Origin of the sequence: Thiofilum flexile DSM 14609, assembly GCF_000380185.1 — a bacterium.
Taxonomy (GTDB): Bacteria; Pseudomonadota; Gammaproteobacteria; order Thiotrichales; family Thiotrichaceae; genus Thiofilum; species Thiofilum flexile.
Genome location: NZ_KB904761.1, coordinates 1 through 25,298, shown reverse-complemented (window position 1 = coordinate 25,298; position 25,298 = coordinate 1). Strand labels below are relative to the sequence as shown.

Sequence of the window (25,298 nt, the reverse complement as noted above, 5' to 3'; positions counted from 1 at the left end):
CTTTATCCCACCTAATAACCTCTTCTAACTTACTCACGAAAGGATATAAATTGATGTTAAATCGTCGCCATTTTCTCACTACTAGTTTATTACTGTCAGCCGGAGGGCTATTAGGCATGGAACGTTTACTGGCTAATACGGATACTACTTGGCGTATGCCGGATGAAGGTGAGCCGCATACGCGCACTTGGATGGCCTTCGGGGCGAGTGAGGCGATTTGGGGTAAAAAACTCTTGCCCGAAACCCGCCGTAGCCTCGCTTTGATTGCCACTACTATTGCCAAATATGAGCCTGTGTCCCTTTTAGTCCGTGAATCAGAACGAGCTATGGCAGAGGAACTCATACAGGCTAATCCTAAGATTAGTTTAGTGACCTGCCCCATCAATGATCTTTGGATTCGGGATACTGGCTCTACCTTTGTGGTAAATGATCAAAATCAAAAAGCGGCAGTGAATTTTAATTTTAATGGCTGGGGTAATAAACAAGAGCATAAACTAGATGCCAAAGTCGCGGCTTTTGTGGCTCAAAAAGCTGGCGTAAAAGCCTTGAACACCTCTCTTATTATGGAAGGGGGCTGTATTGAAGTGGATGGACACGGGACCGCAATTATCACTGAAAGCTGTGTGTTAAATAAAAATCGTAATCCTAAGGTGTCTAAAGCGCAGTTTGAAGATTTACTCATGCCCTTATTAGGCTTGGATAAAATTATTTGGTTACCCGGTATTAAGGGCAAAGATATTACCGATGGGCATACGGACTTTTATGCTCGCTTTGCCCGCCCAGGTGTCGTATTAGCAGGCTATGATCCTGATCCACAATCGTATGATCATGAGATAACTCTACGTCATTTAGAGCTATTAAAATCCGCCACCGATGCACAAGGTAAGAAACTGCAAATCATTACCCTTGAAGCCCCTACCGATATTCGCACTAAATATTTAAATAATGAATTTGCTAGTGGTTATATTGGCTTTTATGTGTGTAATGGGGCAGTGATTATGCAGGAGTTTGGTGATAAGGCTGCCGATTCAGCCGCGCGGGCAGCGATACAAAAGGCCTTCCCTGAGCGCAAAATAGAGCAGCTCAATGTCGATGGTATCGCCGCAGGTGGTGGCAGTATTCACTGTGCCACCCAGCAAGAGCCTGCTTAGTCGCTCTGCTACAAAAAAGTCGTGATGGTCAGGTATACATCATCACGACTGGCTTAGCTGGTTTCTAGCGTTAGCCCATCGCCACTCGGCTATTACGTCGTTGACGGTCTGCGGTGTCTTGCTTTAGCGTGATATAGGCAAACAATACCCATGAACTATGAAAAATCAGCCCACACAACACCATGAGTTCACCACTCAAAGGCCCAATGGTTGCGCGGGCAAAGAGCTGATCAATACTATGCAACGGGGTGGGGTGAATCGCCAATTTGCCATAGTAGGCCACTGCTTGTACTAATAATATCCAGCCATAATTACGTCGCAGACGTCGTCCTACAGCTCTAGCAAAACTGATATGGTGACGTGGTTTACAATAATCTTTTGCCAGCACTTCATTCCAGTTCGTGTCCCGCCGAATGCCCTCCCCACGCAGCATGGGGGCAAAAAATTCGGTTTCCATATGCCGCGCCCGCGCCCGCCAGACATTGAAATAACGGTAACGATGCGCTTCAAAAGACAAAAACACGATAATCAGAAAACCGACCAAAATCAGCGGCAAAGGTGACGCATCACGCTCCGCAAAGGTGATGGAAAACGCGAGTCCCGTCGTGACCACGGCCCAGTTAGTGGTGTGATCTAAGCGGGTACGCCAGATAGTAGAACGGTAGACCTCTCCCCGGTAGAGGTGGGCTAGTGCACCGATTTCGGCAGCGCTAAATTCGAGCTGTTGAGGTTTCTCCACAGCCACGGGATTGGAAACTTCAGAGTGAACACTATTCATGATGGGAGTATAAGACCAGAGCTGTAAGTATTATAAAAACTATAGGGTTCCTATTAAAATATCCTTATGAGCTTGTCATGATCACTACCTCCCGATTTCATGCGGAAAGTGAGTATACCGACTCTTATCCCTAGTATGCTACTCTAGTATTTAATTATCCCTATCCCCAAAACGCATACCCCCCGTCACGGAAATAATCCCGCTGATAGCCACCATAATTCCCTTCATAGTTAGAGGCCACCTCCTCGACCCCTTTTAGCCATGCCTGCTCATCACTATGATCCACCTCATGATTGAGTTCTAGTAAGACATGGGCTAGCTCATGGAATAAGATATTATCCGCATCCACCTGAATACCCTGCCCTGTTGGGGTCATCACCTGAGCGAGCATATCCGCATCCATGCTAACGGTCGCAGCAATTTTACCATTGCTATAAAAAGTCAAATCGGTCTTGGCACTCGGTGCAATACCTAAACGTTTACGCTCGGCGGCGGATTGGGTATGCGGTTGAATAGTCAAGGAATCGAGATTGGGATCACTCAAAATTTGCTTTAATACGGAATTACCATAGCTATGGGTTTGAATTTGCTGGAGTACTGGTCGGAACTCCTCGGCAATATGCAGTTTTTCTGAGTTTAGGGTATCTGGGTTACTCATAGGCGTACTAGAAACGGCGGTACGACTAGGGGTAGCAGTACTAGTCGTAACAGAGGTACTAGGGCTAAGCGTATTTAAACTAGTAGGAGTAGTAACATGGCTCGACGCGTGTGGGCTTGAAATATTCGGCGCTTGTAGGCTCGAAATATATTGCGCAGCGAGTTGTTGAGCAGCCTTTTGTAGATCGATATTCACCGGAATAAAATACAAACCTAGTTGAATAGCTCGGTTATCTTGCATACCCCCTACATTAATCCCTTTAATACCGGCTGCCTCTAAACGATTATCTGTAGTAACCGAAGTAATCTTATCCATATCCAAACCCTAATGACGACGCCGATGCGACCAAAACAACGCTATACAAGCCCTTAGAAGGTAGTCTTTTAGCTACAAAAGCGAGCTGGATTTAGATAAATGGTTTATTTTAAACGACAAGCATACACGTCACTAATCAGCGCCCTAGGTTTAATTGCCTTAATACCCGCACGATTCGACTACGGAAATGCTGGGGTGCGATGTGTAAAGACTCAAATACTCTTAGCAAAGCACTCTCATTAAAAAGTGCTTTAGTTGGGGGAAATAAGAGAGGACTAACGAAATGCAGGTAAGTTATTTTTAATCCAAGGATTCACTATTTTTTCAATAGCCGCGACTGCTTTTTTCAAACCAAGATCATCGGTTGATTCAAAGGCTAAATCACCATTACAGGGATTACCAATAGATATTTTTTTAAAAAAATATTGATATTGTTTCTTTGTATTATTATAGCGCCATTTTATATAGGCATCACCGCACTCTAAGGTAGATTTTGGCATAAAGCGCTGTATACTGTGATAAGTTGACAAGGGCTTATAAGGACTTTGAGAAGTTACAGGATCAATTGTCAAAGACTTATCACTTTCCATTAAGACCCTAAATTTACCAACCTCATCCCGTTGAATAATCCAATTATGACTGGTTACACCATCAATATCGCGTTGGCCTTTAATACATCCTGCGGCGGGGGTAGTAATATACCACTCCTCCGTTTTTAGATTATTATCAATATTAAAATCAATCCCTGTAAAGGGGCAGGTCTTTAGTTGTTTAAAATTAGCAGGTGTATAAAAAGTAGCATACGCTTTTTTAAAGGGATTTTGCGTATTAGGAGAGAAGATAGCTTGTTTAATATTAGCAGGTAAAGGGATGTCTAACTTTATATCAATATCGTGCAGAGTTTCCTTCTTTTTGTTATATACTGTAATACTCGCACTTGTTATTTTTCCGTCAAAATATTGTGTGAAAAAATTTAAGGAAGAAGCAGTCAAAATGGGATCTTCTGTTGCAGCCCCTGCCATGATCGGCAAACTAGCTAGTAAATCAACCAAAACAGATGCCTTTAAATATTTTTTTGATTGAATCATATCTATTCCTGTACATGAAAAATTATCATCTGATCTAGCAAAGCATAGCCCATGAACAAGTGTTATTGCTTGAAATAGAGGTAAAGGTATGAATAGAATATTTAGACTAACTCAGCACTCTCCTTGATTGAAAGGTGCTGAGGAGGGATAGGGGTTAACGAAAAGCTTTATCAGAACTTTCGTTGTTCCTGATAAAAGTATCCAGAGGCTTGCTCGCGCTCTATACGGATATTCACTATAATAAAGGGATAGCAACCCACCTCTAGAGCATGTGTATGAGCGATGTCTACCTTAATCCCTTGACGGACTTTGGCTTCAAAAAGCTGTTTGGCGAGGAACCGCACAAAGATTTATTAATCAGCTTTTTGAACACGTTCTTACCTGCACATCACCAAGTGCAAGACCTGAGTTACACCAAAAACGAATATCAAGGCCGCAGTGCCATTGACCGCAAAGCGATATTTGATCTGAACTGCATTAGCCCCTCCGGTGAGCGCTTTATTGTCGAATTGCAACGCATCAAACAAATCTTTTTCAAAGATCGGAGTATCTATTACGCCACTTTCCCGATTCAAGAACAAGCTGTCCGTGGGGATTGGAATTACAAACTCGCGGCAGTCTACACTATTGGTATCTTGGACTTTTTGATTGATGATGATCAAACGAAAGTCTATTACCATGCTCAGCTTAAAGATCAGGATAATATTTTATTCTACGAGAAACTCAATTTTATCTATTTAGTCCTCCCGCGCTTTCAATTACAAGCCCATGAGCTAAAAACGCTACAAGACAAATGGTTTTATGTGTTTAAGCATTTACACGAATTAGAGCAAATCCCCAGCCAACTCACCGATGAAGTGTTTCAGCGTTTATTTGGTATTGCTAAAATCGCACAATTACCGGCGAGTGAACGCCTAGGCTATGAAAGTAGTTTAAAAGACTATCGAGATTTTATGAGTACCCACGAAACCTCGCGCTTAGATGGAAAAAAAATAGGGTTAGTAGAAGGAGAGAAAATCGGTTTGGAAAAGGGCGAAAAAATTGGCTTAGAGAAGGGTAAACAGCTAGGAGTTAAGGAGGGAGAGAAAATCGGCTTAGAGAAAGGCGAACAAATCGGGGCATTAAAAACAGCCCAAGCGATAGCGCTGAATTTATTGCAGCTAGGTATTTTACCCGAAACTGAGATTGCGCGTATTGCGGGGCTAACGTTAGCAGAGGTGCAAAAGCTTAAATCGGCTTAGCAAAGCACTCTACTTAAAAAGTGCTTTGGTTGAGGATAATAGTTGAGAATTAGCGAAAGGCTTTGAGAGTAGGTAACCATCTATCAACGACTGCTTTTACCTGAGTGGCTGTTTGGCGTTTACGCTGAGCATTTTCAGCTTTAGATAGATTTTCATCATATCTATCCCCATCACAATCTACTGAAACAGTCGCTCCCTGCTCTAGGATTTTGTATTGTTTACCGTTGTAGCCCCATTTAAGTAAAACTCGACCACAGCCTAATTTATCTTGAGGGGCAAAACGTGTGACATAATGCTCTGTCCGTATCTGACGATACCCACCTTTATCTTGAGGTGTTTTAGTAATACTGAGTGTACCATCACTCTCCATTAATACTCGGCTCTTGTTTTGGCTGTCTTTTTGCAGAATCCATAGATGTGCATCTACCCCGTTTCCAGACGCTTGTCCATTTAAGCAGCCATATAATGAAGTGGCTATAAACCATTCTTGCGTTTTTGGATTGTTATCTAGTTCAAATGGAATACCTACAAATGGGCAACTTTTTAATTTCCCTAGGTTATTTGATGTATAAAGATAAGAGTAGGCTACTTTAAAAGGGTTATAAGTAGTAGGATAAAATAAATCCTTCTTCACTATAGTAGGCAATTTTATCATTTTAATTTCATCTGTGAAATTAACTAGATCCCTATATAGAATTACCTCCCCACTAATTGAGTTTGGTTCGGTGGATACGTGACTGCTAAATAAATACCCATAGGAGCTTAAAACCTTGGTCTGCTGTGCCTGAACAATACCACAGAAAGATATTAACAGTATATTCAAAAAAAACAGGTGCATATATTTTTTTAAAAAATCTACTAAAAATAACATAAAAACCTCTTATATCCATTTATTCTTAAAAAGAAGGCACTATTTAGCACCCTCTACTTAGACTTAACATTTAACTACTGTTATCTAGACGGAATATACTTCTCCAGCTTTGCCCTTTTTGCAGGGTCTTTTTCCTTCGTTAGTTCAATCATAATTGCACGGTAATTGGGCTTTTTGCCTGCTTGTCGAATCTTCATCTGTAACAAGTCCATATCAACATTACTATTACATGAAAGATGATGATCTGATCTAGCAAAGCATAGCTCATGAGCAAGTGTTATTTCTTGAAATAGATATAAGGGCGTGAGAATTTAGACTAACAGCACTCTCCTTTATTGAAAGTGCTGCTATTAGTGAAGATTAACAAAATGCCTGTCTCAAGCTACAGATTACAATCCGCTTCGGTCACGGTTTCACCTTTAATTAAACGCGCATAGATACTAGCACTCTGTTTAGGTATGCGCTGCTGGGTATCAAAGTCTACATAAATCATCCCAAAACGACTGTCATACCCACTCAACCATTCCAGATTATCGTGGCTCGACCACACATGATAACCCTGCACATTCGCCCCCTGTGCGCGAGCTTGTTGCATGGCTTGAATATGGCCGACTAAATAACGGCTGCGCTGGGTATCGTGTACCGCCCCATTGACTAATTGATCCTCATTAGGAAATCCGGCTCCATTTTCAGTAATCATCACCACCGGATTACCATACTCTGTTTGCAAACGCGTTAATAAAGCCAGAAATTGATCGGGACGCACGGGGCCATTAAACGCCGCATAAGTCCCTTCCGGTAAAAAGACTTCAGGCGTATAAGCACCCTGAGCGGTAGCGCGGTGGCGGATAAACATTGGTGCATAATAATTCACACCTAAATAATCCCATTGTGCGGCTTGTATGGTGGCGGCATCATCGGGCTGAATGCTGAGTTCTAAACCACTCTGTGCCACCACAGCGAGCACATCGGCGGGATAGCTCCCTTTATAAAGCGCATCTAAAAACCAGCGATTGAGTACCCCATCGGCTAAACGTGCCGCGACCTTGTCCTGCTCACTAGCCCCCTCTAATGTCAAGGTGGGCATTAAGGGTAAAGCTACCCCTAAACGCCCTTGATAGCCTTTGGCTTGAAAGCTACGTTTAGCCGCAGCCGAGGCTAATAAGATGTGGTTAAACGCATTTAAAGCACTCACCAGCTGATGCTCAGCCGGTAGGATGGCTAATTGACTGGCTTGCCCTGCTATGCGCTCGTTGGCAACCATGGTGAAAGCATGCTCTACCAGTGGCTCATTGACTAAGACAAATAGCTCGACTAGATCGGCAAAATTAGCAAATACCACCTCGGCATAGCGCGTAAACCAATCAATCGATTCACGATTCGACCATCCCCCCGCGCGTGCCAAGGCCAGCGGCATGTCCCAGTGATAGAGGGTCAGCATTGGCTCAATGCCAGCAGCCTTTAGATCAAGAATAAATTGACGATAGTGCTTAATCGCAGCAGGATTCACCACACCTAAACCATCGGGCAAAATACGCGACCACGCCATCGAAAAGCGGTAGCTATTAATACCCCACTGTTGCAATAGCGCAATGTCCTGCAAATACTGCTCGCGCTCATAGAAATTAATCGCAATCGCCCCCGAAATCCCAGGCCCCGCGAGGCTTAGATCATCAAGGTAATAGTCCCAAACAGAGCGCCCGCGCTGATCGGTGTAAATACCGCCTTCGACTTGATAGGCGGCGGAGGCAGCGCCCCAGAGAAAGGGTTTAGAGGCAGGTGTAACAGGGGATGAGGTAGACATCATAGGCTCCTAGCTAGCGGCTAACGGTTATATATCCATACGAATTTTTGCTAATACTGGCTGCAAATCCGAATCGAGATACTGTGTTGCATCCACTTTTCCATCAAAGCTATCTTCTATTAAACGTAGCCATTCACGATAGGCAGCAGGCGTATCCTCATTCACATAGCGCGGACAGAGAAAGACGATTTTATGGGGAATTTCACCCAGTGGTTTACCATCCCAATCTTTAGGGTCAAAATCAGTAATTAATTCGTCGACTTGCTGAGGGGTTTCACCAGTAATCACAACAATAGTCAATACTTGTAACCTAGGATAAGTGCCACGTTTTTTTTCACACTGCTCTAACTGCACAGCACAATGATCAAGTACAAAAGGCTGATAACGCTCAAAATCCGGCACATGACGTAGATACACTTGAATAGGTGGTGTTTGATTCTCGGCAAAAAGATCAAAATAAGTTTCATTAGGCTCAATCGATAGGGATAAGGGCTTATCTCGCTCTACTTGATCAATGTTAAGATCAATACCTAATACCGCTTTTATAAATGCAGTGAAAATTATGGGGTCAGAAAATATTTTTTTGAAAGCCGTATTATGGTGTAAAGAAACCACTTTTTGCATAATAACTATTCTCCCTAGCATTAATCGCTTTGTAGTATTTCGCTTGAATGCCAATTACCTATCTTAGCAGCATACACTCATCCGTCTCTTTTGCACCATGTTTTTTAAGTAATTGAATCATAGCGGCATCATTTTTCTTTATGGCTCGCGCTAAGGGTGGGGTATCTAAACAACCTCTTATAGAACCCTTGGCATCCGCACCATATTTCAATAATAACTGGGCAGCACGTAAATCACGCTTATCTACGGCCATATTCAGCGGTAAATTACTGCTACTCTCTCCTGTACTATTAGGATCAGCCTTATGCTTCAGTAAATATTCTAAGAACTGATAATTTACCCTAGGGCGATTAATAACATAATACAAATTAGATGGCCCGCCATTACTCGTGCTATTAGGATCCATTTTTAATTTCTCAAGGAAAAACCGCGCACTTTTCTCGGCATTATTGGCAATAGCAATAAATGATATAAGACCATCATTACCTGCATTGCCTTGAAACTGCATCGACCAACCCGCAGCAGCTAATTGCATCACGCGCTTAATATTATCTTTCATGACCGCACTATTCATCTCCTCCCCCAAGGTATTCGATACCTTAGTCAGATCATCTGGATTTAAGGGAGCGGGATTACCCATGCAGCGCAATAAGGTCTCAGCTCGTGCACGGGTTTCACCTAGTATCACCTCCGTGCGAGCAGTATTGCACCAGCGCACTTGCCCCTTTTCATTCGCATTCCAGCGCAACCCCGACACAGGGCAACGCAATAGTTTAGCTATAGCATATTGATTGACACTTTTAAGCGCATAATCCTCACAAGGATCAGGATTCTCACTATATAAATAGGCATGAGCATTGGCACTGAAGCACCATAAACCTATACCCAGAACACGCAGCACCGCTTTAAACATCTCACACCTCCTTGAATACTCATCTCTTATTATGAGTATAGTCAATCTTGATTTTTCTATTGACCGACTAAAAGCCTAACCATACTGCTACTTTCTCCCCTCTAATGAGTTTTAGCCGGGAAAATGTTCTAGCGCATAATCAATAAAGGCACGTACCTTAGGGGTGAGATAGCGATTACTCGCATAGAGGGCATAGACCGGCATAGGTGCAATACTCCATTCGGGCAATAACGCTCGGAGCTGCCCCTGCTCTAGATAAGGTTTAGCCACCAATAACGGTAATAAGGCAATCCCTAAACCATTTAAGGTAGCCTCCCGTAGGGCGAGATAATTATTCACAGCTAAGCGTGCCGGATTATCTACGACTACTTTTTCACTGCCTTTCAGTAGCTCCCAGTGCTCATGAATACGCTCCCCACTAAACACTAAGCGTGGATACTGTCCTAGCATGTCTAGCGTGATCGGCACAGGCTGTTGGGCTAAGTAATCATCGCTTGCAAATAAACCATAGTGAATCTCGCCTAAGCGTCGCGCCACTAAACTAGAGTCGGGCAAAGGTCCAATTCGAATCGCAATATCAAAGCCTTCGTGTACGAGATCCACCACCCTTCCGGTCCAATCTGCTTCAATACTCACGGCGGGATAACGCTTTAAATAGCCCTGCATCCAAGCACTGACGGCTAATAAACCAAACTCGATACCACAGGTTAGACGCAACACGCCTCGTGGCTCACTCGTCAGCTGCTGGGTCAGGTGTTTTGTTTCCTCCACCGCACCTAAAATACCAATCGCTCGCTCATAGACCTCGCGCCCAATTTCTGTGAGTGATAAAGAGCGAGTAGTACGTTCTAATAAGCGCACCGAGAGTTTGGTTTCTAATTGTGTAATCACCCGCGATACATACGCTTTTTGCAAACCTAAGGCCTCCGCTGCTTGGGTAAAGCTACCAAGCTGTACCACTTTGACTAATAAGGCGAGTTCGTTTAGTTCCATTGTTACCACTTTAGTAAACAATTAATCTTAAAACCGATTATTTATCGATTAAACGACAACTGCAATACTGTGCTCATTGATAAATCACACAGGATACTTACTATGCAACGTCGTACCTTTTTAACTACGCTTGCCGCATTAACACTAGCGAGTCAAACCTTATTCAGTAGTAACAGTTATGGTGCTGAGGGTGCAGCGGCCCCTAAGGGTAAAGTGTTATTAGTCGCCTCTAGCCCTGCTAAAGCGTCTAATGGCTGGCCGGTAGGTGCGTGGGCCGCCGAAATTACCCACCCCTATGATGAACTCACCCATGCAGGCTATCAGGTGGATATTGTGAGTACTAAGGGCGGCGAGATTGTACTCGATGCCTATTCTGATCCACGCCATGAAAGTGGTTACTCTGCCGCTGATATTGTAAGCCTAGGTTTTTTGAGTTCAGCGAAACACGCAGCACTATTGAAAAACACTCCAGCACTTGATCGTGTCAAAGCCGATCAATATGACGCGCTTATCGTTGCTGGTGGACAAGCACCGATGTATACCTTCCGCGAGAATAAAACGCTGCAAAATTTAATTCGCACTTTTTATGAAGCCGGCAAACCGACTGCTGCCCTATGTCATGGGGTTGCTTCACTCGTTGACATTAAACTCTCTAATGGTAAATATCTCCTAAAGGGTAAAAAGGTAACCGGCTTTTCTCTAGCTGAAGATCAATTTGCCGAGAAAGCCGTCGGTAGTAAACTATTTGATTGGTATGTCGAACCTGCCATGAAGGCGCGGGGTGCTAACTATGTACAAGGTGGCATGTGGGCTGACTTTGCAGTTAAGGATGGTCATTTAATTACCGGACAACAGCAACATAGTGGGCGCAGTGTGGCGCGTTTAGTAATGCAACAATTAGCTAAGTCTAAGTAGGAAATTCTCTCATGAAAATTGCATTTATAGGTTATGGTAATGTGGGCGCTCCCTTAGCCGATCACTTACAACGTTTAGGGCATCAAGTCACGTTAGCAGCTAAGAACCCTGAATCGGACTCGGTACAAAAAGCGCAGGCTATCAATCCCGCTTTACAGGTGGCTGAACCGCTGCAAGCCGTGAGTGAAGCCTCGGTTATCTTTCTTGCGACTCCTTTTCAGGTAGCGAGTGAGGCCTTACAGCAGGTACAAGCAGCGCTTAAGGGTAAGATCGTGGTTGACTGTACGAATCCTGTAGGCGCTGGTCTAACGCATGGTTTGAATAACACCCAATCCGGTTCGGAATACCTACAAGCCTTCATTCCTAATACCGCGTTGGTGAAAGCCTTTACTATTTATGGTTTTGAAAACTTTCAGGATAATCATTTTCTGAATAGCTCATCAAAACCTGCGATGCTGTACTGTGGCAATAATAAAGCGGCGAAAGAAACTGTTGGGCAATTGATCGAGCAACTAGGTTGGCAAGCGCTCGATACGGGTGAGTTAAATCAAGCTCTGCACTTAGAACATATGACCCTACTGTGGATTAAAATGGTAAGGCTGCAAGGTCGCTCCCCGCATTTGGTCTGGGCTGCCTTAGAACGCTAACCCTACCTAAGCAAGCGCCTACTCATAGCATTAAGAGTCACATGATGCCAGCCCTAGCTATCAATATAGGTAAGTAGATATACCAAAGTAATCGAGTCTTTCTGGAGCAGTCTTGGCGGCAGGGATGCCGCCTTGTAGTGTACAGGGAGGTATTCACAGCGACTGCGGAAGAAAGACTCGATTGCTTTGGCTCAAATAGTTAGAAATCAATTTCAATATACTGCATCGGACGCGGAATCTTATACTCATTGAGCCAAGCTTTTAAGGAGCGCAATTCCTGCACAGCCTCGACATTGAGCTTTAGATTAGCCAATTGCTTTTTAAAGCTCTCTACCTGCCTATTTATCAAACGGGGCATATCACTCGGTTGAGTGCCAAACAGTATCCCCATCCCTTGTGTCAGTTCATAAGCCTCTTGCTGATAAACAAATACTTCCTGCTCTAACTCATACAGTTGATCTTGCAAAATCTTATTAAAATATTTAAGGCGTTCTTCATTGAGATTATTAATATGCGCCTGATCAATCTGCTCAATCGCAAGCTGTAACTCTAATAATTTCAATAAATCCTTATTGTCATAAGCCACGGTTACTTGCTGCATGAGTTCGGTTTTACGTAACCGCTCCGTCTCATCCGGCTCACGGTCAGGATGCAACGCCCCCACGAGCTGGCGATAAATAGATTGAATAGATTGACTGAGTGCCTGTGCTTCTTGTTGCTCACGCTCTTCCTTAGCCAATTGCTTAGCGGTTTTTTTGCGTTTAGAACGCTTAGCCTCTTCTGCGGCAAATGCCTCTTCTTGCTTCGCATTAATGCGCTCGCGAATCTCGGCAAAGGTTTCAGGATTCATATTTTCAGGATCAATTTCAAGCCCTAAATCCTCCTTAATGCTTTCTTTAACCTGAGCATAGTAAGCGGCTTTAGCCTCCTCTTCTTCCTGATCATAGTCCGCATTAGCGTAAAAATTATAATAGGGCTTTAAATCATCCCGCTCATAGATTTCAATCAATTGCTCACTAATGCTGGTAATAATGTAACTGATTTTATCTTGCTGGATTTTAGTGAGTTTTTGGGTTTTATAGGCTTCATCGAGACGTAGCATTAGCTGCTCTTGCTGGGCTGTAAAAGCGGCTTTGAGCGGTTGCATAGTCTCAATCAACTCTTGACGATAACGAGGTAATGATTCCTGCCATTGCGCTAATAGCTGCTTTTGTTTATCAATGCGCTTCATGGTGGTATTAAACTTTTTCTGAGCAGGGCTTGGCTTATCTGTAGCCGTAGTTTTGATTAAAATCGGGGTTGTTTGGGTCATAAAAGTGGTCTGGGCAATACAAAAAATAACGGTTAGATTATCAGAAAACTACCCATTATGCCCAAACCTATCCGCTCACAAAACTCCCCCTTCATACACGAATTCGCTGAAGGGGGATTCTGTGCAGGCAGCTAAAGACTCAGACTGATGCTAACTCTCCAAGCGTAAAGCTGGGATTCGTGCAGGCCAAGTTGACGCGCTACTTCGGCATAACCGGCATGTTAGGCTAGTTTTAGCGCCCCGACTTTGTAGGACTCCGAACAACGGATATACGCTTTCTTGTTCGGTTGATTTGGTTTCATGTCTCACCTCTTTCAGCTTAGTACAGAGTACTCACTTTTCGAGGTGTCCGGTATTGTTGAGCCAGATCAGATGACAGAAAAACCGCTGCAGAGACAGCGGTTTTTTTATTCAAGACCAGATTTATCAGGCACAATTAAGCACGGCTACTTATTAAACTTATACTACCAACATCATAGGGTGGTGGTATTATATTTCGATACTAAAGCTTTGAAGAAAACCTTATTGTGCATTCGAGCGGAGGCCAAGTACATGTTACCTTAATAGAAATCCGTTGTCCTACTTTTGGTTCACGTCCTCCTACGCCTTTAGTGACTGGAAGCACATAAGTCTGCCCCCTATCGTCTCTGATAGTCATTTGACCTCTTCTAATTGAAGTAATAACGCCTTTAATGGCAACCGACTCTCTAACTTTTGCTCGTGCAGGCTCTTCTGGTGCTGGTGCTACACGAGGTGGAGGGCGCAGTGGCTCGGCAGCATAAACTGTTGTGATCAGTGCAAATAATGACACTGTTAGAAGTGTTTTGACGCCATTCATAATAGCATCCTCTTTAGCGGACATTACAAAACATATCATGTCTGCTAGTAGTGTATTTATCCACCACCAACAGCATGTAATACGGAAGTCCAATTAACATAATGTAAATACTACGCTTAATTTATGTCATGTGCAAATTTCATGCGTGCAGCCTGTAGCAAGCAATAAAGATTTTATAAATCAATTGCTTATATTCTTTTCAGCATTGATGCGCCGCCATGATCTACCCCGTGGATAGTCTTAAAAGCGAGTATTCTCCCCCCGACAGAGAGGTTGAATGACTACAACGAGATCATCCGGCAAGAAAGCCACGCTTTTTTGAAAAAATCTATGAATACTCATAACAGCTACACTACCACAATTTGTTATTTTATCTATGGCAGCCGTTTTGATTAAAAAGGGGATAGTTTGAGTTGAAATAAGAGTACCCAAGCAAGTTAAGTACTCTTAAGAGATCGGGCTAAGACTTAGCCCATGTGTAGGCCACCATTTACTGAGAAATCAGCGCCGGTCGCAAAACCAGAATCATCCGAGGCTACCCATGAACACATGGAGGCAATCTCTTCAGCGGTTCCTAAACGTTTAACCGGAATAGTCGCGACGATTTTTTCCAATACTTCGGGTTTAATCGCACGCACCATGTCGGTACCAATATAACCGGGGCTTACTGTATTGACGGTAACACCTTTATTCGCCAGCTCTTGGGCTAATGCCATGGTAAAACCGTGCATACCTGCTTTAGCGGCAGAGTAGTTGGTTTGTCCGGCTTGGCCTTTGGCACCATTCACGCTGGAGATATTGATAATCCGACCCCAACCTTTTTCCACCATATCCGCTACGACTTGTTTAGTCACATTGAATAGACTGGTCAGGTTAGTTTCAATAACAGCGTCCCACTCAGCACGCGTCATTTTCAGGAACATACGATCTTTAGTAATACCGGCATTATTGATCAGAATATCAATAACACCATGCTCGGCTTTGGCTTTTTCAAAGGTCGCGACCGTTGATTCCCAATCGCTCACATCGCCGACTGCGGCATAAAACGTATAGCCTTGCTCAGCTTGCTCAGCCAACCATTTTTGATAATCACGTGTAGGACCACACCCGGCGATGACTTTGTAGCCATCCTTATGCATACGTTGGCAAATAGCAGTACCAATACCACCCATACCACCCGTAACAAATGCAACTTTTTGACTCATCTTACTCCTCCTTTCCTTTTGTACACCTTAGAAAACAATCAACTTAAAAACGCTAAAGTGTGATGCGGTTTCAGCCCTATGATACAGGCTAAGCGACTCCGTCGCTCTTGTTTTTAGTGGTTAGAGAAAATATACCTATTTTGAATAATAGCCAAGTGGTTTTACAAAAAACAGCCTTTTTTACTCGGAAATTCGAAAACACCCCTTTTCCAACTTCCATGATCAGGAGTAGAGCAAAATCAGCTCCCTCCCTTGCCGAGAGAAGATCTAGAGTGAGGCGCAACTGAATGCACCAAGATTAACCCTATCAAGCACCAAAACAGGTGCTATATTTTGGTGCATTGTTGCGTTGCAGCAAGAATATCTGCACCATCTTATATTAATTTCCAATAAATCAGCCATCTACAAACAAGATATTAGTTGGCATAGCCTTTGCAATGACCCTTAATAGGTTCAAATATGGGGAACCCTCCTATTCAATTATCCCAACCTTACTAATGGAGCTTTTAGATATGCTTTTGACGACAAAGCTAAAACAGACGCTGTTAGCCTTAGGTACAGCCGCCGCCATTGGCTTTACCACTCTAGCCCAAGCCGCTGATGACACCATTAAAGTTGGGGTCTTACATTCATTATCGGGCACTATGGCGATTAGTGAAACGACTCTAAAAGACACCATGCTGATGCTGATTGATGAGCAAAATAAGAAAGGTGGTGTATTAGGGAAAAAATTAGAAGCCGTCGTGGTTGATCCCGCCTCTAACTGGCCTTTATTCGCCGAAAAAGCACGTGATTTAATTGAAAAAGATAAGGTAGCGGCGACATTTGGTTGCTGGACTTCCGTATCCCGTAAATCGGTGCTACCCGTCTTTGAAGAGAAAAATAGCCTGCTCTTTTACCCCGTACAATATGAAGGCGAAGAGTCGTCTAAAAACGTGTTCTACACCGGTGCATCACCTAATCAACAAGCTATCCCTGCCGTTGACTATTTAATGAATGAGTTAGAAGTTAAACGTTGGGTATTAGCCGGAACAGACTATGTCTATCCACGTACTACCAATAAAATCTTAGAAGCCTACCTCAAATCCAAAGGGGTCGATGAAAAAGACATTATGATCAACTATACCCCGTTTGGTCATTCGGATTGGCAATCGATTGTAGCGGACATTAAAAAATTCGGCTCTGATGGCAAAAAGACCGCCGTTGTCTCCACCATTAATGGCGATGCGAATGTACCGTTTTATAAAGAGCTGGGTAATCAAGGTATTTCTGCTGAAGACATTCCTGTCGTAGCCTTTTCCGTTGGTGAAGAAGAGCTATCGGGTATTGATACTAAACCTTTAGTCGGTCATCTCGCTGCATGGAACTATTTCATGAGTGTTGATACTCCTGAAAACAAAGAGTTTATTAAAAAATGGCAAGAGTTCACCAAAAATCCTAAGCGTGTAACCAATGACCCGATGGAAGCTCATCTAATTGGTTTCAATCTGTGGATTAAAGCGGTAGAAAAAGCCGGCACTACCGATACTGATAAAGTCGCTGAAGCGATGGTGGGCTTAGAAGTACCTAATCTCACCGGCGGTACGGCTAAAATGTTGCCGAATCATCATATTACTAAACCGGTATTCATTGGCGAAATTCAAGAAGACGGTCAATTTGAAGTCGTCTCTAAGACTCCAGAAGTCGCCGGTGATGCGTGGTCTGATTTCCTACCTGACTCTAAAAATATCGTCGCTGATTGGACAGGTAAAGAAACTGGCGGCACCCCTTGCGGTAATTACAATACTGAAACCAAAAAGTGTTCGGGACAAAACTTCTAATTTTCATGGGACATTCCATTCTACCCTAGGGAATGTCCCCTTTTTACCGTACCGAGTCTGCGCGATGATGAAACACCTTCTCACCCTTTTCCTATTTAGCTTGCTCAGTATCACGAATGCTCAAGCTACACAGGAAAATGATGTTCTCCCTACTATCCTCCCCCTATTACAAGAAAACACCGTAGCGAGTAAGCAGCAAGCCATTAATACCATTGCTACTAGCTCAGATCCCCGTAAAGCAGCCTACTTACAAGCACTCTTAGCCGGCGAACTCTATTTACATCCTGATGGCACGCTTGCACTCATTACTAATAATCAAGCGCTCGATGCTAAAACGACCGAAGCGCTTCAGCTACCCGATACCGAGTTTAAAAAGATTACTACCACCAATAATCTACGCAGCCAATTGCGCAAAGCCTTAGAGCAATTGAATATGACCGATCCTGATCCTAAGGTAAGGTTACAAGCTGCGACTAATTTACTCAGCACCATTACCCCAGAAATAGCGCAATACTGGCGTCAATTACTCGGCACCGAAACCGATAGCAAAGTCAAAGCCGCGCTACAATTAGGTTTAGATTTAGCGGATCTCAATGCCACCGAAAAATCAACCCGCTTACAAGCGATTCAATTACTCGCCGGTAATCTCGCCCCCGAAGTGCGCAAACGTTTACAGCCCTTAACCACGGATAGTGATCCCGATATTGCGCAAGCGGCTCAACGCTCGTTAAAGCAAATTAATGATCAAATTAAACTGTATAGCTATGCTGAAACCTTATTTTTCGGTCTAAGCCTAGGCTCAGTGTTAGTGCTAGCAGCGATTGGTTTAGCTATTACCTTTGGGGTTATGGGTGTCATTAATATGGCGCACGGTGAGCTCATGATGTTGGGGGCTTATACCACCTATTTCATTCAGCAATTACTGCCTAACTTCATCGATTACTCATTAATTCTCGCTATCCCTGCCGCTTTTATTGTGTCGGGTTTAATGGGGATTTTAATTGAGCGCACGGTGATTCGTCACTTATACGGTCGCCCCTTAGAGACATTACTCGCCACTTTTGGGATTAGTTTAATCCTGCAACAATTAGTGCGTACTGTGGTTTCTCCGCAAAATGTGCCGGTGGCTAATCCATCATGGATGTCGGGTTCGTTAGAGATTAATAGCGTGCTCTCGCTCACCTATAACCGTCTCTATATTGTGATCTTCTGCCTGATAGTGTTTACCCTGTTATTTATGGTATTACGTAAAACTAACCTTGGTTTACAAGTGCGTGCTGTTTCACAAAATCGTGCGATGGCTCGTGCGATGGGAGTACGCTCGGCGCGTGTCGATGCCCTGACCTTTGGACTGGGTTCTGGTATTGCAGGTGTCGCGGGTGTTGCCTTAAGTCAGCTCACCAATGTCGGCCCGAATCTGGGGCAAAGCTATATTATTGATTCCTTCATGGTCGTAGTGTTTGGCGGGGTGGGTAATCTATGGGGTACTTTAGTCGCCGGACTATCACTTGGTGTGGTGAATAAATTACTCGAACCTTGGGCCGGTGCGGTGCTGGCTAAAATTTTAGTGTTGATTTTTATTATTCTATTTATTCAAAAGCGCCCGCGTGGATTATTCCCACAAAAAGGCCGAGCAGCGGGAGATTAATTGATGCTACTCACTATCTTACGCAATGATCGCGGCGGGCAAATCATGTTGAGTGTGTTACTAGCCACTCTGATTGCCGTACCCCTTTTGAATCTATTGGTTCCGGCGGGTAATCCCCTGCATGTGCCTACCTATTTAGTGACCCTGATGGGTAAATACCTGACCTATGCGCTACTGGCGATTGCGGTGGATTTAGTGTGGGGCTATTTAGGGATTTTAAGCCTGGGGCATGGTGCCTTTTTTGCCCTCGGTGGCTATGCCATGGGTATGTATCTCATGCGCCAAATCGGTGATCGAGGGGTGTATGGTAATCCTGATCTCCCTGACTTTATGGTGTTTCTGAACTGGAAAGAGTTACCGTGGTTTTGGTATGGCTTTGATATGTTTTGGTTTGCCATGATTATGGTGATACTCGTCCCCGGCGTCTTAGCTTTCTTATTTGGTTGGCTGGCGTTTCGTTCACGGGTGACGGGGGTATATCTCTCGATTATGACCCAAGCCCTGACCTATGCCCTGCTCTTGGCTTTTTTCCGTAATGAAATGGGCTTTGGCGGCAATAATGGCCTCACCGATTTTAAAGATATCTTAGGCTTTAGCCTGCAAGCTGATGGTACACGCATTGCCTTATTTATTGCCTCCGGTATAGCGGTTATCGCAGGGTATTTACTCTGTCGTTACATTATTAATTCTAAATTAGGGCGCGTGGTTGTCGCGATTCGGGATGCGGAGAGTCGCACCCGCTTTGTGGGCTATAAAGTCGAAAACTATAAGGTCTGGGTATTCACCGTTTCAGCGATGCTAGCTGGCATTGCGGGGGCGCTCTATGTACCACAAGTAGGGATTATTAATCCGGGGGAGTTTTCGCCCTTGAACTCGATTGAAATCGTGATCTGGGTAGCCATCGGTGGACGTGCCACGTTATATGGGGCGGTACTCGGAGCCATTTTGGTGAATTACTCCAAAACCGTGTTTACTGGACTCATGCCCGAATCCTGGCTCTTTATGTTAGGCGCCCTATTCGTGCTGGTAACGCTCTACCTACCCCAAGGTTTGGCCGGTATTGTCAATCAGTTTAAAGCTCGTCGTTCTAGTAAGCAGGTGACCGCATGAGTGATGGTGAAGGCGCTCGGTTTATTACCGAGCAAAAACTCGATACGAGTCACAAAGCTATATTGTATCTAGAAGATCTCAATGTGAGCTTTGATGGCTTTAAGGCGATTAATAATCTCTCCCTTTATATTGATAAAGGTGAATTACGCTGCATCATTGGCCCTAATGGTGCGGGTAAAACCACCATGATGGACATCATTACCGGCAAAACCAAGCCCGATAGTGGTCAAGCGTGGTTTGGTCAGACGATTGATTTATTAAAAATGACCGAGCCTGAAATTGCGAATGCTGGGATCGGGCGTAAATTCCAAAAGCCTACGGTATTTGAATCACATACAGTGGCAGAAAATCTAGAGCTAGCCATGCACGGCAATAAAAGTGTGTGGTATAGCCTCAAAGCCAAGCTCACCGGAACACAGCAATTTTTGATTGATGACACCCTGCGCACCATTGGCTTGACCGAGCACTATTATCGTCCAGCGGGGGCGCTGTCGCATGGGCAAAAGCAGTGGCTAGAGATTGGCATGTTATTAGTCCAAGAACCCCATCTGATGCTGGTCGATGAGCCAGTTGCGGGTATGACGCATCAGGAAATGGATCGCACTGCTGAATTGCTCGTCTCTCTTGCCGGTGAGCGTTCGGTCGTGGTGGTGGAGCATGATATGGAGTTTGTGCGCTCGATTGCGGATAAGGTCACGGTGTTACATCAAGGTAGCGTACTCGCTGAGGGTAGCATGGACGAAGTGCAAAATGACCCGCGCGTCATTGAAGTGTATTTGGGGGAATAAGATGCTCAGTGTACAAAAACTCAATCAATTCTATGGCGAAAGTCATACGCTATGGGATTTAGATATGGACGTTCCGAGCGGAAAATGCACCGTCTTAATGGGGCGTAATGGCGTGGGTAAAACGACGCTCTTGCAGTGCATTATGGGCTTGCTCAAAGTGCGCGATGGAATAATTCAGTATCAAGATCAGAATCTAGTCGGTGTGGATGCGGAAAAACGCGCGAATTTAGGCATTGGCTACGTGCCACAAGGACGACAAATTTTCCCCTTATTGACGGTTGAAGAAAACCTACTGATTGGTTTACCGGCTCGACGCGATAAGATACGCACTATTCCCCCATTTATTTTTGAGCTATTCCCGGTATTAAAGCAAATGCTCGGACGACGCGGGGGTGATTTATCCGGTGGGCAGCAACAGCAATTAGCGATTGGGCGGGCATTAGTGCTAGACCCTAAATTATTAATTTTGGATGAGCCAACCGAAGGAATTCAGCCGAATATTGTGCAAGAAATCGGTGATATTATTCGCCGCCTGAATCAAGAGATTGGTTTAACCGTATTATTAGTAGAACAGAAATTACCATTTGCCCGTAAAGTGGGGGATAACTTTTGTATTTTAGATCGCGGGCGGCAAGTTGCTCAGGGTGAGATGAGTAGCTTAAATGAGGAATTGATTCAGAAGTATTTGACGGTTTAGTATTTTTATTTTTTTCTTATGTAAAAGATAAATTACATCCAATAACAGGCTATCCAGTAGTTAGACAGCCTACCGATAGCCTGTTATGACCCCGTTAATACCTCTCTATCCCAGTAATTTTACCATTTTTTAGTTCGGCGAAAGCCTTGTGCTTCGTATAAGTAGCACTCACACAATACCCAATAGGTTTGATATTAGGATTGGGTCTTATGAAATCCCTACGTCCCACTAAACACATATTACCTTTACATTGCTTAGCATCCGTACACCTCTTATTAGCATCACTATACTGGAAATTACACCCTATCACTTTAGTACTAAGCCAGCCCCACTCACCTTTAGCTTTTATACACTGTACTTCATCTGCTGAGGGTGGTTTTGCGAGTTGTAAACTAATATTAAAACGTTGATTTTTATTTCTCAGATCATTAGTGCTTAAAGCAATTGGATTACAATAATTGGCATAGGCTTTCGATCCTATTTTACCTGTCACTGCTGCTAGATAAATAGTGCCCTCAGTCACACGTGGAAGATATAAACGATAATCCCCTTTAGCATCCGAAATAGCTCTAGCACTAATAGCTTTGCCTTTATTAGCAAAACAACTACCGAATCTCGCCTGCACAGCTACTCCAGCGGCAGGTTTTCCGGCAAATCTTACTTGCCCCATAATGTGTACACTGGTAACGGTAAATAGTGGACGCGCTTGAGCACTACTAAAACCGATAATAGCTAATAACATAGCGTATAAAGCTAATTTAAATTTTTTCATTATCAATTTACTCCACTTAATATAACTTTCTAAACACAACTTTACCAGTTCTAATTTCGGCACTGGCATTGTATTTACTATAAGTGTCACCCGCACAATATCCAGTTATTTTAGAATTGCGATCTAGACCTGCTATTGTTCTGCGTCCAGCTAAACACATATTACCTTTACAATCTTTATTATCCGTACATTCTTTACTAGCATCACTATATTGAACATTACAACCCATCACTCTGCTATTCAGCCAGCCCCATTCACCTTTGGCTTTTAGGCATTGTGTTTCAGCGGCAGAAGGAGGAGTGGCAGGCTGTAAATTAATATTAAAACGTTTGGTTTTACTGGTGAGATCTTCTCCACTTAATGCATTTGGATTGCAATAATTGGCATAGGCTTTAGTCCCCACTTTTCCCGCTACTGCCGCAACATATGTGCTGCCAGCAGGTGCTCTAGCTACTCGTAAACGATAATAGCCATTAGCATCGGAGGTTGCTTTAGCCGCTAAATTTGCATCAGCCCCATCAATTTTATAAGTAAAGCAATTATAACGTGCCTGTACAGTAACACCGGCAGCAGGTTTTCCGGCAAAAAAGACTTGCCCGGCTATATGGACATTTGGCAAAGGTGCCGCTGGACGCGCTTGGCTGGTATTTAGATAAGTACTTGACAGCATTAAAGCTAAGACGACTAATTTAGACTTCCACATAATCAAACCCTTTAACATTGACGCTTTAAATGAGAAATTCACTATAAACTAAACTTTAAAGATTTTAAGTGACTTAGTTCACCTAATTTTTATTTGCTTAATTCTGCGAAAGACTCTATAAATCTACGCCCTCAATTCAAGCCTTGTTAGGATCAGCTATGCCTTATCAACTTGCTCAGCTCAATATTGCCACGCTCTTAGCGCCCTTGGACTCACCACAATTAGCTGACTTTGTGGCTAATTTAGATCGGATTAATACCTTAGCCGAAAGCTCAGAGGGATTTGTTTGGCGGCTAATTGAGGATTGTCGTGACCCCAAACTCCCCCACCCATTTTCTGATGATGTCATTGTGAATATATCGGTGTGGCGTGATTTGGAAGCATTAAAACAATTTGCTTTTAAATCAGCACATGCAGAGATAATGTGGAGGCGGCGTGAATGGTTTGCTAAAATGGCAAGTGCCTATTCTGTCCTGTGGTGGATTCCAGCCGGTCATCAGCCAAGTTTAACGGAGTCGGCTGAGCGTTTAGCGCATTTAGAGAAACAGGGTGCTACGGAATATGCCTTCACTTTTGCTAAGCCTTTTGATTTAAATTAATGAATAGGTTTTAAAACTCGCGCCTTATAAATGATGATTTAAACCATTTATAAGGCTGATATAGCTGGCTTTATTTTTGCAATAGCTGTTTAAACTGCTCCATACGTTTGCGATTTACCCCTAGATCGCTATAACCTTGACGGGAGGCGGAGCGTATTTGCACTAAACCGGTTGCTTCATCCAAACGCAATTCCACATCGTCCACAAATCCCATAAATTTAGAAGTAAACGTTGCCGCTAAATAGCGCGGCGCTTGGGTCGTCACTACCCCGCCCATAGCCTCCAGTGCTGATTTGAGTTTAACCATGATTTGATCAGGAGCACCTTGCAACATAATAGGCTCCATAAAATGCTCGCTATCTTCGCTAAATTCACTGCATACACAATTCGGTTTATTCGGGCAACGCGTTAATTGATTTGCAACTAAACCGGCTGCTTGACCCGTTTTAGATAAATGCGCCTTATAAAACAACATGGCGATAAAACCTAAACTAGCCAATACAATGATTAAAACAAGCCATTTCCACATCATAAAACCCCTATAGTGAATGTCTAGGCGGAGTATAGGGGATTTACTGTTACCGGAACAGCCGTAAAGCCCCTTGTGAAGCAAAGGGATATAAGGCTATCGGCGACAGCCGATGAAAGGTAGTACTACAGTAATAGCAGTTAGCACCTTTTGTAGTATAATCAACATCATGAAATCAGCCACCCACCTCAAAACCCTCAAAGTTCGCATCAAGGATAAACATAAACCTATTCTTGATCGCATGGCCTTTGAGGTGAACCAGGTGTGGAATGCTGCCAATGAAGAAACCGCCTATTATTCACATTTTTTCATTCCGGAGTTTGGTTTTCACTCGCTTTATCTCAGTGCGTATGACCTGCAAAGCCAACTCAAAGGTATTAAGGCAGAACGTGGCTTTATTATTCACTCTAGTACGATTCAAGAAACCATTGTGGTTCACGAAAAAGCGCGTAAGCAATTCAAGAAAAGCAAACTGCGTTGGAGAGTATCGAGTGGTTCTAAACGTTCCTTAGGTTGGATACCGTTTAAGAAAGGTGCTGCGGTTTGGAAGTATGGACAAGTACGCTATGCGGGTCATTTCTTCAAGGTATGGGATAGCTATGGGCTTTCTCAATATGAGTTTCGCTCTGGTTCTTTTTCCCAAGAGGCACGAGGCCGTTGGTATTTCAATATTGTCGTGGAAGTACCGAACATAGCATCTACTGCTACGGGCGAGGTAGGTATTGACCTAGGCCTAAAAGACACCGCGACCTGTAGCAATGGGGATAAATTAAAACGCGGTGATTTTTATCGTGAACTAGAACCCAAGCTAGGCAAAGCTCAACGCGCTAAGCAAAAGAAACGAGTCAAAGCGCTTCACGCCCAGATTAAAAATAGGCGCTTAGAGGCTATACACCAGTTTTCCAATAAAGTCGTGAAAGCAAACGGCTTAATCATCATTGGCAATGTGAGCAGTTCTGGTCTAGCTAAAACTAAGATGGCAAAGTCTGTCTTAGATGCGGGTTGGTTTATGCTCAAAACACAACTGAAATATAAAGCGAGTGCGCGGTCGGGTGTGTTTCTAGAAGTCAATGAAAAGTACACTACCCAAACCTGCTCGTGTTGCGGCTGTATCAGCCCTAATAGTCCGAAAGGTAGAGCAGGTCTTGGAATAAGAGAATGGTCTTGCCCTGAGTGTGGGGTACTGCATGATAGAGATATTAATGCAGCCAAGAACATTCTCGCGCTCGGATATGAGCGTCTGGCAGCAGGAATCCCTGTCCTTTAGGTCGGGGAGGAT

General features: G+C 43.7%; 24 protein-coding genes and 1 pseudogene. 11 read left to right on the top strand and 14 right to left on the bottom strand.

From position 1 onward, the window contains the following. The first annotated feature begins 53 nt into the window (after nucleotides 1-53). Nucleotides 54-1,151: an agmatine deiminase family protein gene (locus A3IK_RS0108270; protein WP_020559514.1), complete on the top strand. Its 1,098-nt coding sequence runs from the start codon at nucleotides 54-56 to the stop codon at nucleotides 1,149-1,151. Nucleotides 1,152-1,221: 70 nt separating this feature from the next. On the opposite strand, the gene A3IK_RS0108265 is transcribed toward A3IK_RS0108270, so the two are convergent. From A3IK_RS0108265 to A3IK_RS0108255, 3 genes are all read right to left on the bottom strand, one after another. After that, nucleotides 1,222-1,929, bottom strand: coding sequence for a DUF2270 domain-containing protein (locus A3IK_RS0108265; protein ID WP_020559513.1), 708 nt, complete (start codon nucleotides 1,927-1,929; stop codon nucleotides 1,222-1,224). 160 nt (nucleotides 1,930-2,089) lie between these two features. Next, nucleotides 2,090-2,902: a hypothetical protein gene (locus A3IK_RS0108260; protein ID WP_020559512.1), complete on the bottom strand. Its 813-nt coding sequence runs from the start codon at nucleotides 2,900-2,902 to the stop codon at nucleotides 2,090-2,092. 275 nt (nucleotides 2,903-3,177) lie between these two features. Then, complete coding sequence (locus tag A3IK_RS0108255; RefSeq protein WP_020559511.1) at nucleotides 3,178-3,990, bottom strand: hypothetical protein; 813 nt, start codon at nucleotides 3,988-3,990, stop codon at nucleotides 3,178-3,180. 275 nt (nucleotides 3,991-4,265) lie between these two features. Here A3IK_RS0108255 and A3IK_RS0108250 point away from each other — a divergent pair, with 275 nt between their 5' ends. Next, nucleotides 4,266-5,231: an Rpn family recombination-promoting nuclease/putative transposase gene (locus A3IK_RS0108250; protein ID WP_020559510.1), complete on the top strand. Its 966-nt coding sequence runs from the start codon at nucleotides 4,266-4,268 to the stop codon at nucleotides 5,229-5,231. A 49-nt stretch (nucleotides 5,232-5,280) separates the two neighbouring features. On the opposite strand, the gene A3IK_RS0108245 is transcribed toward A3IK_RS0108250, so the two are convergent. From A3IK_RS0108245 to A3IK_RS0108220, 5 genes are all read right to left on the bottom strand, one after another. Beyond that, nucleotides 5,281-6,102 (bottom strand): hypothetical protein, encoded by an 822-nt coding sequence (locus A3IK_RS0108245; protein WP_020559509.1) that lies wholly within the window; start codon nucleotides 6,100-6,102, stop codon nucleotides 5,281-5,283. 382 nt (nucleotides 6,103-6,484) lie between these two features. Then, complete coding sequence (locus tag A3IK_RS0108235) at nucleotides 6,485-7,909, bottom strand: glycoside hydrolase family 1 protein (protein WP_110690370.1); 1,425 nt, start codon at nucleotides 7,907-7,909, stop codon at nucleotides 6,485-6,487. 24 nt (nucleotides 7,910-7,933) lie between these two features. After that, a complete protein-coding gene (locus A3IK_RS0108230) occupies nucleotides 7,934-8,530 on the bottom strand; it encodes a hypothetical protein (protein WP_020559506.1) in 597 nt (198 codons plus the stop codon). Nucleotides 8,531-8,588: 58 nt separating this feature from the next. After that, entirely contained in the window at nucleotides 8,589-9,443 is an 855-nt protein-coding gene (locus A3IK_RS0108225; RefSeq protein WP_020559505.1) for an ankyrin repeat domain-containing protein, read from the bottom strand. Nucleotides 9,444-9,554: 111 nt separating this feature from the next. Beyond that, the gene (locus A3IK_RS0108220; RefSeq protein WP_020559504.1) at nucleotides 9,555-10,436 is read right to left on the bottom strand and encodes a LysR family transcriptional regulator; all 882 of its coding nucleotides are present in this window, start codon (nucleotides 10,434-10,436) and stop codon (nucleotides 9,555-9,557) included. Between the two features lie 102 nt (nucleotides 10,437-10,538). On the opposite strand from A3IK_RS0108220, the gene A3IK_RS18890 reads away from it, so the two are divergent. Next, nucleotides 10,539-11,351 (top strand): type 1 glutamine amidotransferase domain-containing protein, encoded by an 813-nt coding sequence (locus tag A3IK_RS18890; protein ID WP_020559503.1) that lies wholly within the window; start codon nucleotides 10,539-10,541, stop codon nucleotides 11,349-11,351. Between the two features lie 11 nt (nucleotides 11,352-11,362). Continuing rightward, nucleotides 11,363-11,998, top strand: a complete 636-nt coding sequence (locus A3IK_RS0108210) for an NADPH-dependent F420 reductase (protein WP_020559502.1) — start codon at nucleotides 11,363-11,365, stop codon at nucleotides 11,996-11,998. Nucleotides 11,999-12,197: 199 nt separating this feature from the next. Here A3IK_RS0108210 and A3IK_RS0108205 read toward each other — a convergent pair whose 3' ends face one another. The 3 genes and pseudogenes from A3IK_RS0108205 to phbB all read right to left on the bottom strand — a co-directional run bounded on the left by A3IK_RS0108205 (nucleotide 12,198) and on the right by phbB (nucleotide 15,353). After that, nucleotides 12,198-13,310 carry a hypothetical protein gene (locus tag A3IK_RS0108205; RefSeq protein ID WP_020559501.1) on the bottom strand — a complete coding sequence of 371 codons (1,113 nt, stop codon included), beginning with the start codon at nucleotides 13,308-13,310 and terminating at the stop codon, nucleotides 12,198-12,200. Between the two features lie 131 nt (nucleotides 13,311-13,441). Continuing rightward, a pseudogene (locus A3IK_RS21875) lies at nucleotides 13,442-13,519 on the bottom strand (transposase); the annotation flags it as partial. Nucleotides 13,520-14,615: 1,096 nt separating this feature from the next. Then, a complete protein-coding gene (gene phbB / locus A3IK_RS0108195; RefSeq protein WP_020559499.1) occupies nucleotides 14,616-15,353 on the bottom strand; it encodes an acetoacetyl-CoA reductase in 738 nt (245 codons plus the stop codon). Between the two features lie 512 nt (nucleotides 15,354-15,865). On the opposite strand from phbB, the gene urtA reads away from it, so the two are divergent. From urtA to urtE, 5 genes are all read left to right on the top strand, one after another. Further along, nucleotides 15,866-17,173: an urea ABC transporter substrate-binding protein gene (gene urtA, locus A3IK_RS0108185; RefSeq protein WP_020559497.1), complete on the top strand. Its 1,308-nt coding sequence runs from the start codon at nucleotides 15,866-15,868 to the stop codon at nucleotides 17,171-17,173. Between the two features lie 64 nt (nucleotides 17,174-17,237). Next, nucleotides 17,238-18,821: an urea ABC transporter permease subunit UrtB gene (urtB, locus tag A3IK_RS0108180; protein WP_020559496.1), complete on the top strand. Its 1,584-nt coding sequence runs from the start codon at nucleotides 17,238-17,240 to the stop codon at nucleotides 18,819-18,821. A gap of 3 nt (nucleotides 18,822-18,824) precedes the next feature. After that, on the top strand, nucleotides 18,825-19,931 hold the full coding sequence (urtC, locus tag A3IK_RS0108175) for an urea ABC transporter permease subunit UrtC (RefSeq protein ID WP_020559495.1): 1,107 nt from the start codon (nucleotides 18,825-18,827) through the stop codon (nucleotides 19,929-19,931). Further along, nucleotides 19,928-20,719: an urea ABC transporter ATP-binding protein UrtD gene (urtD, locus tag A3IK_RS0108170; protein ID WP_020559494.1), complete on the top strand. Its 792-nt coding sequence runs from the start codon at nucleotides 19,928-19,930 to the stop codon at nucleotides 20,717-20,719. Before urtC ends, urtD begins: the two co-directional genes overlap by 4 nt. Before the next feature lies 1 nt (nucleotide 20,720). After that, on the top strand, nucleotides 20,721-21,416 hold the full coding sequence (gene urtE, locus A3IK_RS0108165; RefSeq protein WP_020559493.1) for an urea ABC transporter ATP-binding subunit UrtE: 696 nt from the start codon (nucleotides 20,721-20,723) through the stop codon (nucleotides 21,414-21,416). 94 nt (nucleotides 21,417-21,510) lie between these two features. On the opposite strand, the gene A3IK_RS0108160 is transcribed toward urtE, so the two are convergent. Next, nucleotides 21,511-22,188, bottom strand: coding sequence for a carboxypeptidase regulatory-like domain-containing protein (locus A3IK_RS0108160; RefSeq protein ID WP_020559492.1), 678 nt, complete (start codon nucleotides 22,186-22,188; stop codon nucleotides 21,511-21,513). A gap of 16 nt (nucleotides 22,189-22,204) precedes the next feature. Further along, nucleotides 22,205-22,891: a hypothetical protein gene (locus A3IK_RS0108155; protein WP_020559491.1), complete on the bottom strand. Its 687-nt coding sequence runs from the start codon at nucleotides 22,889-22,891 to the stop codon at nucleotides 22,205-22,207. A gap of 158 nt (nucleotides 22,892-23,049) precedes the next feature. Between A3IK_RS0108155 and A3IK_RS0108150 the strand changes: the two genes are divergently transcribed. Beyond that, nucleotides 23,050-23,490, top strand: a complete 441-nt coding sequence (locus tag A3IK_RS0108150) for a DUF3291 domain-containing protein (RefSeq protein ID WP_020559490.1) — start codon at nucleotides 23,050-23,052, stop codon at nucleotides 23,488-23,490. Between the two features lie 70 nt (nucleotides 23,491-23,560). Here the strand turns inward: A3IK_RS0108150 and A3IK_RS0108145 are convergent, their stop codons facing one another. Further along, nucleotides 23,561-24,022: a DUF1499 domain-containing protein gene (locus A3IK_RS0108145; RefSeq protein WP_026220875.1), complete on the bottom strand. Its 462-nt coding sequence runs from the start codon at nucleotides 24,020-24,022 to the stop codon at nucleotides 23,561-23,563. A gap of 166 nt (nucleotides 24,023-24,188) precedes the next feature. On the opposite strand from A3IK_RS0108145, the gene A3IK_RS0108140 reads away from it, so the two are divergent. Beyond that, nucleotides 24,189-25,286 (top strand): RNA-guided endonuclease InsQ/TnpB family protein, encoded by a 1,098-nt coding sequence (locus A3IK_RS0108140; protein ID WP_020559488.1) that lies wholly within the window; start codon nucleotides 24,189-24,191, stop codon nucleotides 25,284-25,286. Nucleotides 25,287-25,298: the final 12 nt, after the last annotated feature.

What these genes read in the sequence shown, in the direction of transcription:
- urtB (WP_020559496.1), top strand. Translation starts at nt 17,238, where the DNA reads ATGATGAAACACCTTCTCACCCTTTTCCTATTTAGCTTGCTCAGTATC.
- A3IK_RS0108260 (WP_020559512.1), bottom strand. Translation starts at nt 2,902, where the DNA reads ATGGATAAGATTACTTCGGTTACTACAGATAATCGTTTAGAGGCAGCC.
- A3IK_RS0108270 (WP_020559514.1), top strand. Translation starts at nt 54, where the DNA reads ATGTTAAATCGTCGCCATTTTCTCACTACTAGTTTATTACTGTCAGCC.
- A3IK_RS0108140 (WP_020559488.1), top strand. Translation starts at nt 24,189, where the DNA reads ATGAAATCAGCCACCCACCTCAAAACCCTCAAAGTTCGCATCAAGGAT.
- A3IK_RS0108220 (WP_020559504.1), bottom strand. Translation starts at nt 10,436, where the DNA reads ATGGAACTAAACGAACTCGCCTTATTAGTCAAAGTGGTACAGCTTGGT.
- A3IK_RS0108265 (WP_020559513.1), bottom strand. Translation starts at nt 1,929, where the DNA reads ATGAATAGTGTTCACTCTGAAGTTTCCAATCCCGTGGCTGTGGAGAAA.
- A3IK_RS18890 (WP_020559503.1), top strand. Translation starts at nt 10,539, where the DNA reads ATGCAACGTCGTACCTTTTTAACTACGCTTGCCGCATTAACACTAGCG.
- A3IK_RS0108255 (WP_020559511.1), bottom strand. Translation starts at nt 3,990, where the DNA reads ATGATTCAATCAAAAAAATATTTAAAGGCATCTGTTTTGGTTGATTTA.
- A3IK_RS0108205 (WP_020559501.1), bottom strand. Translation starts at nt 13,310, where the DNA reads ATGACCCAAACAACCCCGATTTTAATCAAAACTACGGCTACAGATAAG.
- A3IK_RS0108245 (WP_020559509.1), bottom strand. Translation starts at nt 6,102, where the DNA reads ATGTTATTTTTAGTAGATTTTTTAAAAAAATATATGCACCTGTTTTTT.
- phbB (WP_020559499.1), bottom strand. Translation starts at nt 15,353, where the DNA reads ATGAGTCAAAAAGTTGCATTTGTTACGGGTGGTATGGGTGGTATTGGT.
- A3IK_RS0108145 (WP_026220875.1), bottom strand. Translation starts at nt 24,022, where the DNA reads ATGATGTGGAAATGGCTTGTTTTAATCATTGTATTGGCTAGTTTAGGT.
- urtA (WP_020559497.1), top strand. Translation starts at nt 15,866, where the DNA reads ATGCTTTTGACGACAAAGCTAAAACAGACGCTGTTAGCCTTAGGTACA.
- A3IK_RS0108230 (WP_020559506.1), bottom strand. Translation starts at nt 8,530, where the DNA reads ATGCAAAAAGTGGTTTCTTTACACCATAATACGGCTTTCAAAAAAATA.
- urtC (WP_020559495.1), top strand. Translation starts at nt 18,825, where the DNA reads ATGCTACTCACTATCTTACGCAATGATCGCGGCGGGCAAATCATGTTG.
- urtD (WP_020559494.1), top strand. Translation starts at nt 19,928, where the DNA reads ATGAGTGATGGTGAAGGCGCTCGGTTTATTACCGAGCAAAAACTCGAT.
- urtE (WP_020559493.1), top strand. Translation starts at nt 20,721, where the DNA reads ATGCTCAGTGTACAAAAACTCAATCAATTCTATGGCGAAAGTCATACG.
- A3IK_RS0108160 (WP_020559492.1), bottom strand. Translation starts at nt 22,188, where the DNA reads ATGAAAAAATTTAAATTAGCTTTATACGCTATGTTATTAGCTATTATC.
- A3IK_RS0108225 (WP_020559505.1), bottom strand. Translation starts at nt 9,443, where the DNA reads ATGTTTAAAGCGGTGCTGCGTGTTCTGGGTATAGGTTTATGGTGCTTC.
- A3IK_RS0108250 (WP_020559510.1), top strand. Translation starts at nt 4,266, where the DNA reads ATGAGCGATGTCTACCTTAATCCCTTGACGGACTTTGGCTTCAAAAAG.
- A3IK_RS0108150 (WP_020559490.1), top strand. Translation starts at nt 23,050, where the DNA reads ATGCCTTATCAACTTGCTCAGCTCAATATTGCCACGCTCTTAGCGCCC.
- A3IK_RS0108155 (WP_020559491.1), bottom strand. Translation starts at nt 22,891, where the DNA reads ATGTGGAAGTCTAAATTAGTCGTCTTAGCTTTAATGCTGTCAAGTACT.
- A3IK_RS0108235 (WP_110690370.1), bottom strand. Translation starts at nt 7,909, where the DNA reads ATGATGTCTACCTCATCCCCTGTTACACCTGCCTCTAAACCCTTTCTC.
- A3IK_RS0108210 (WP_020559502.1), top strand. Translation starts at nt 11,363, where the DNA reads ATGAAAATTGCATTTATAGGTTATGGTAATGTGGGCGCTCCCTTAGCC.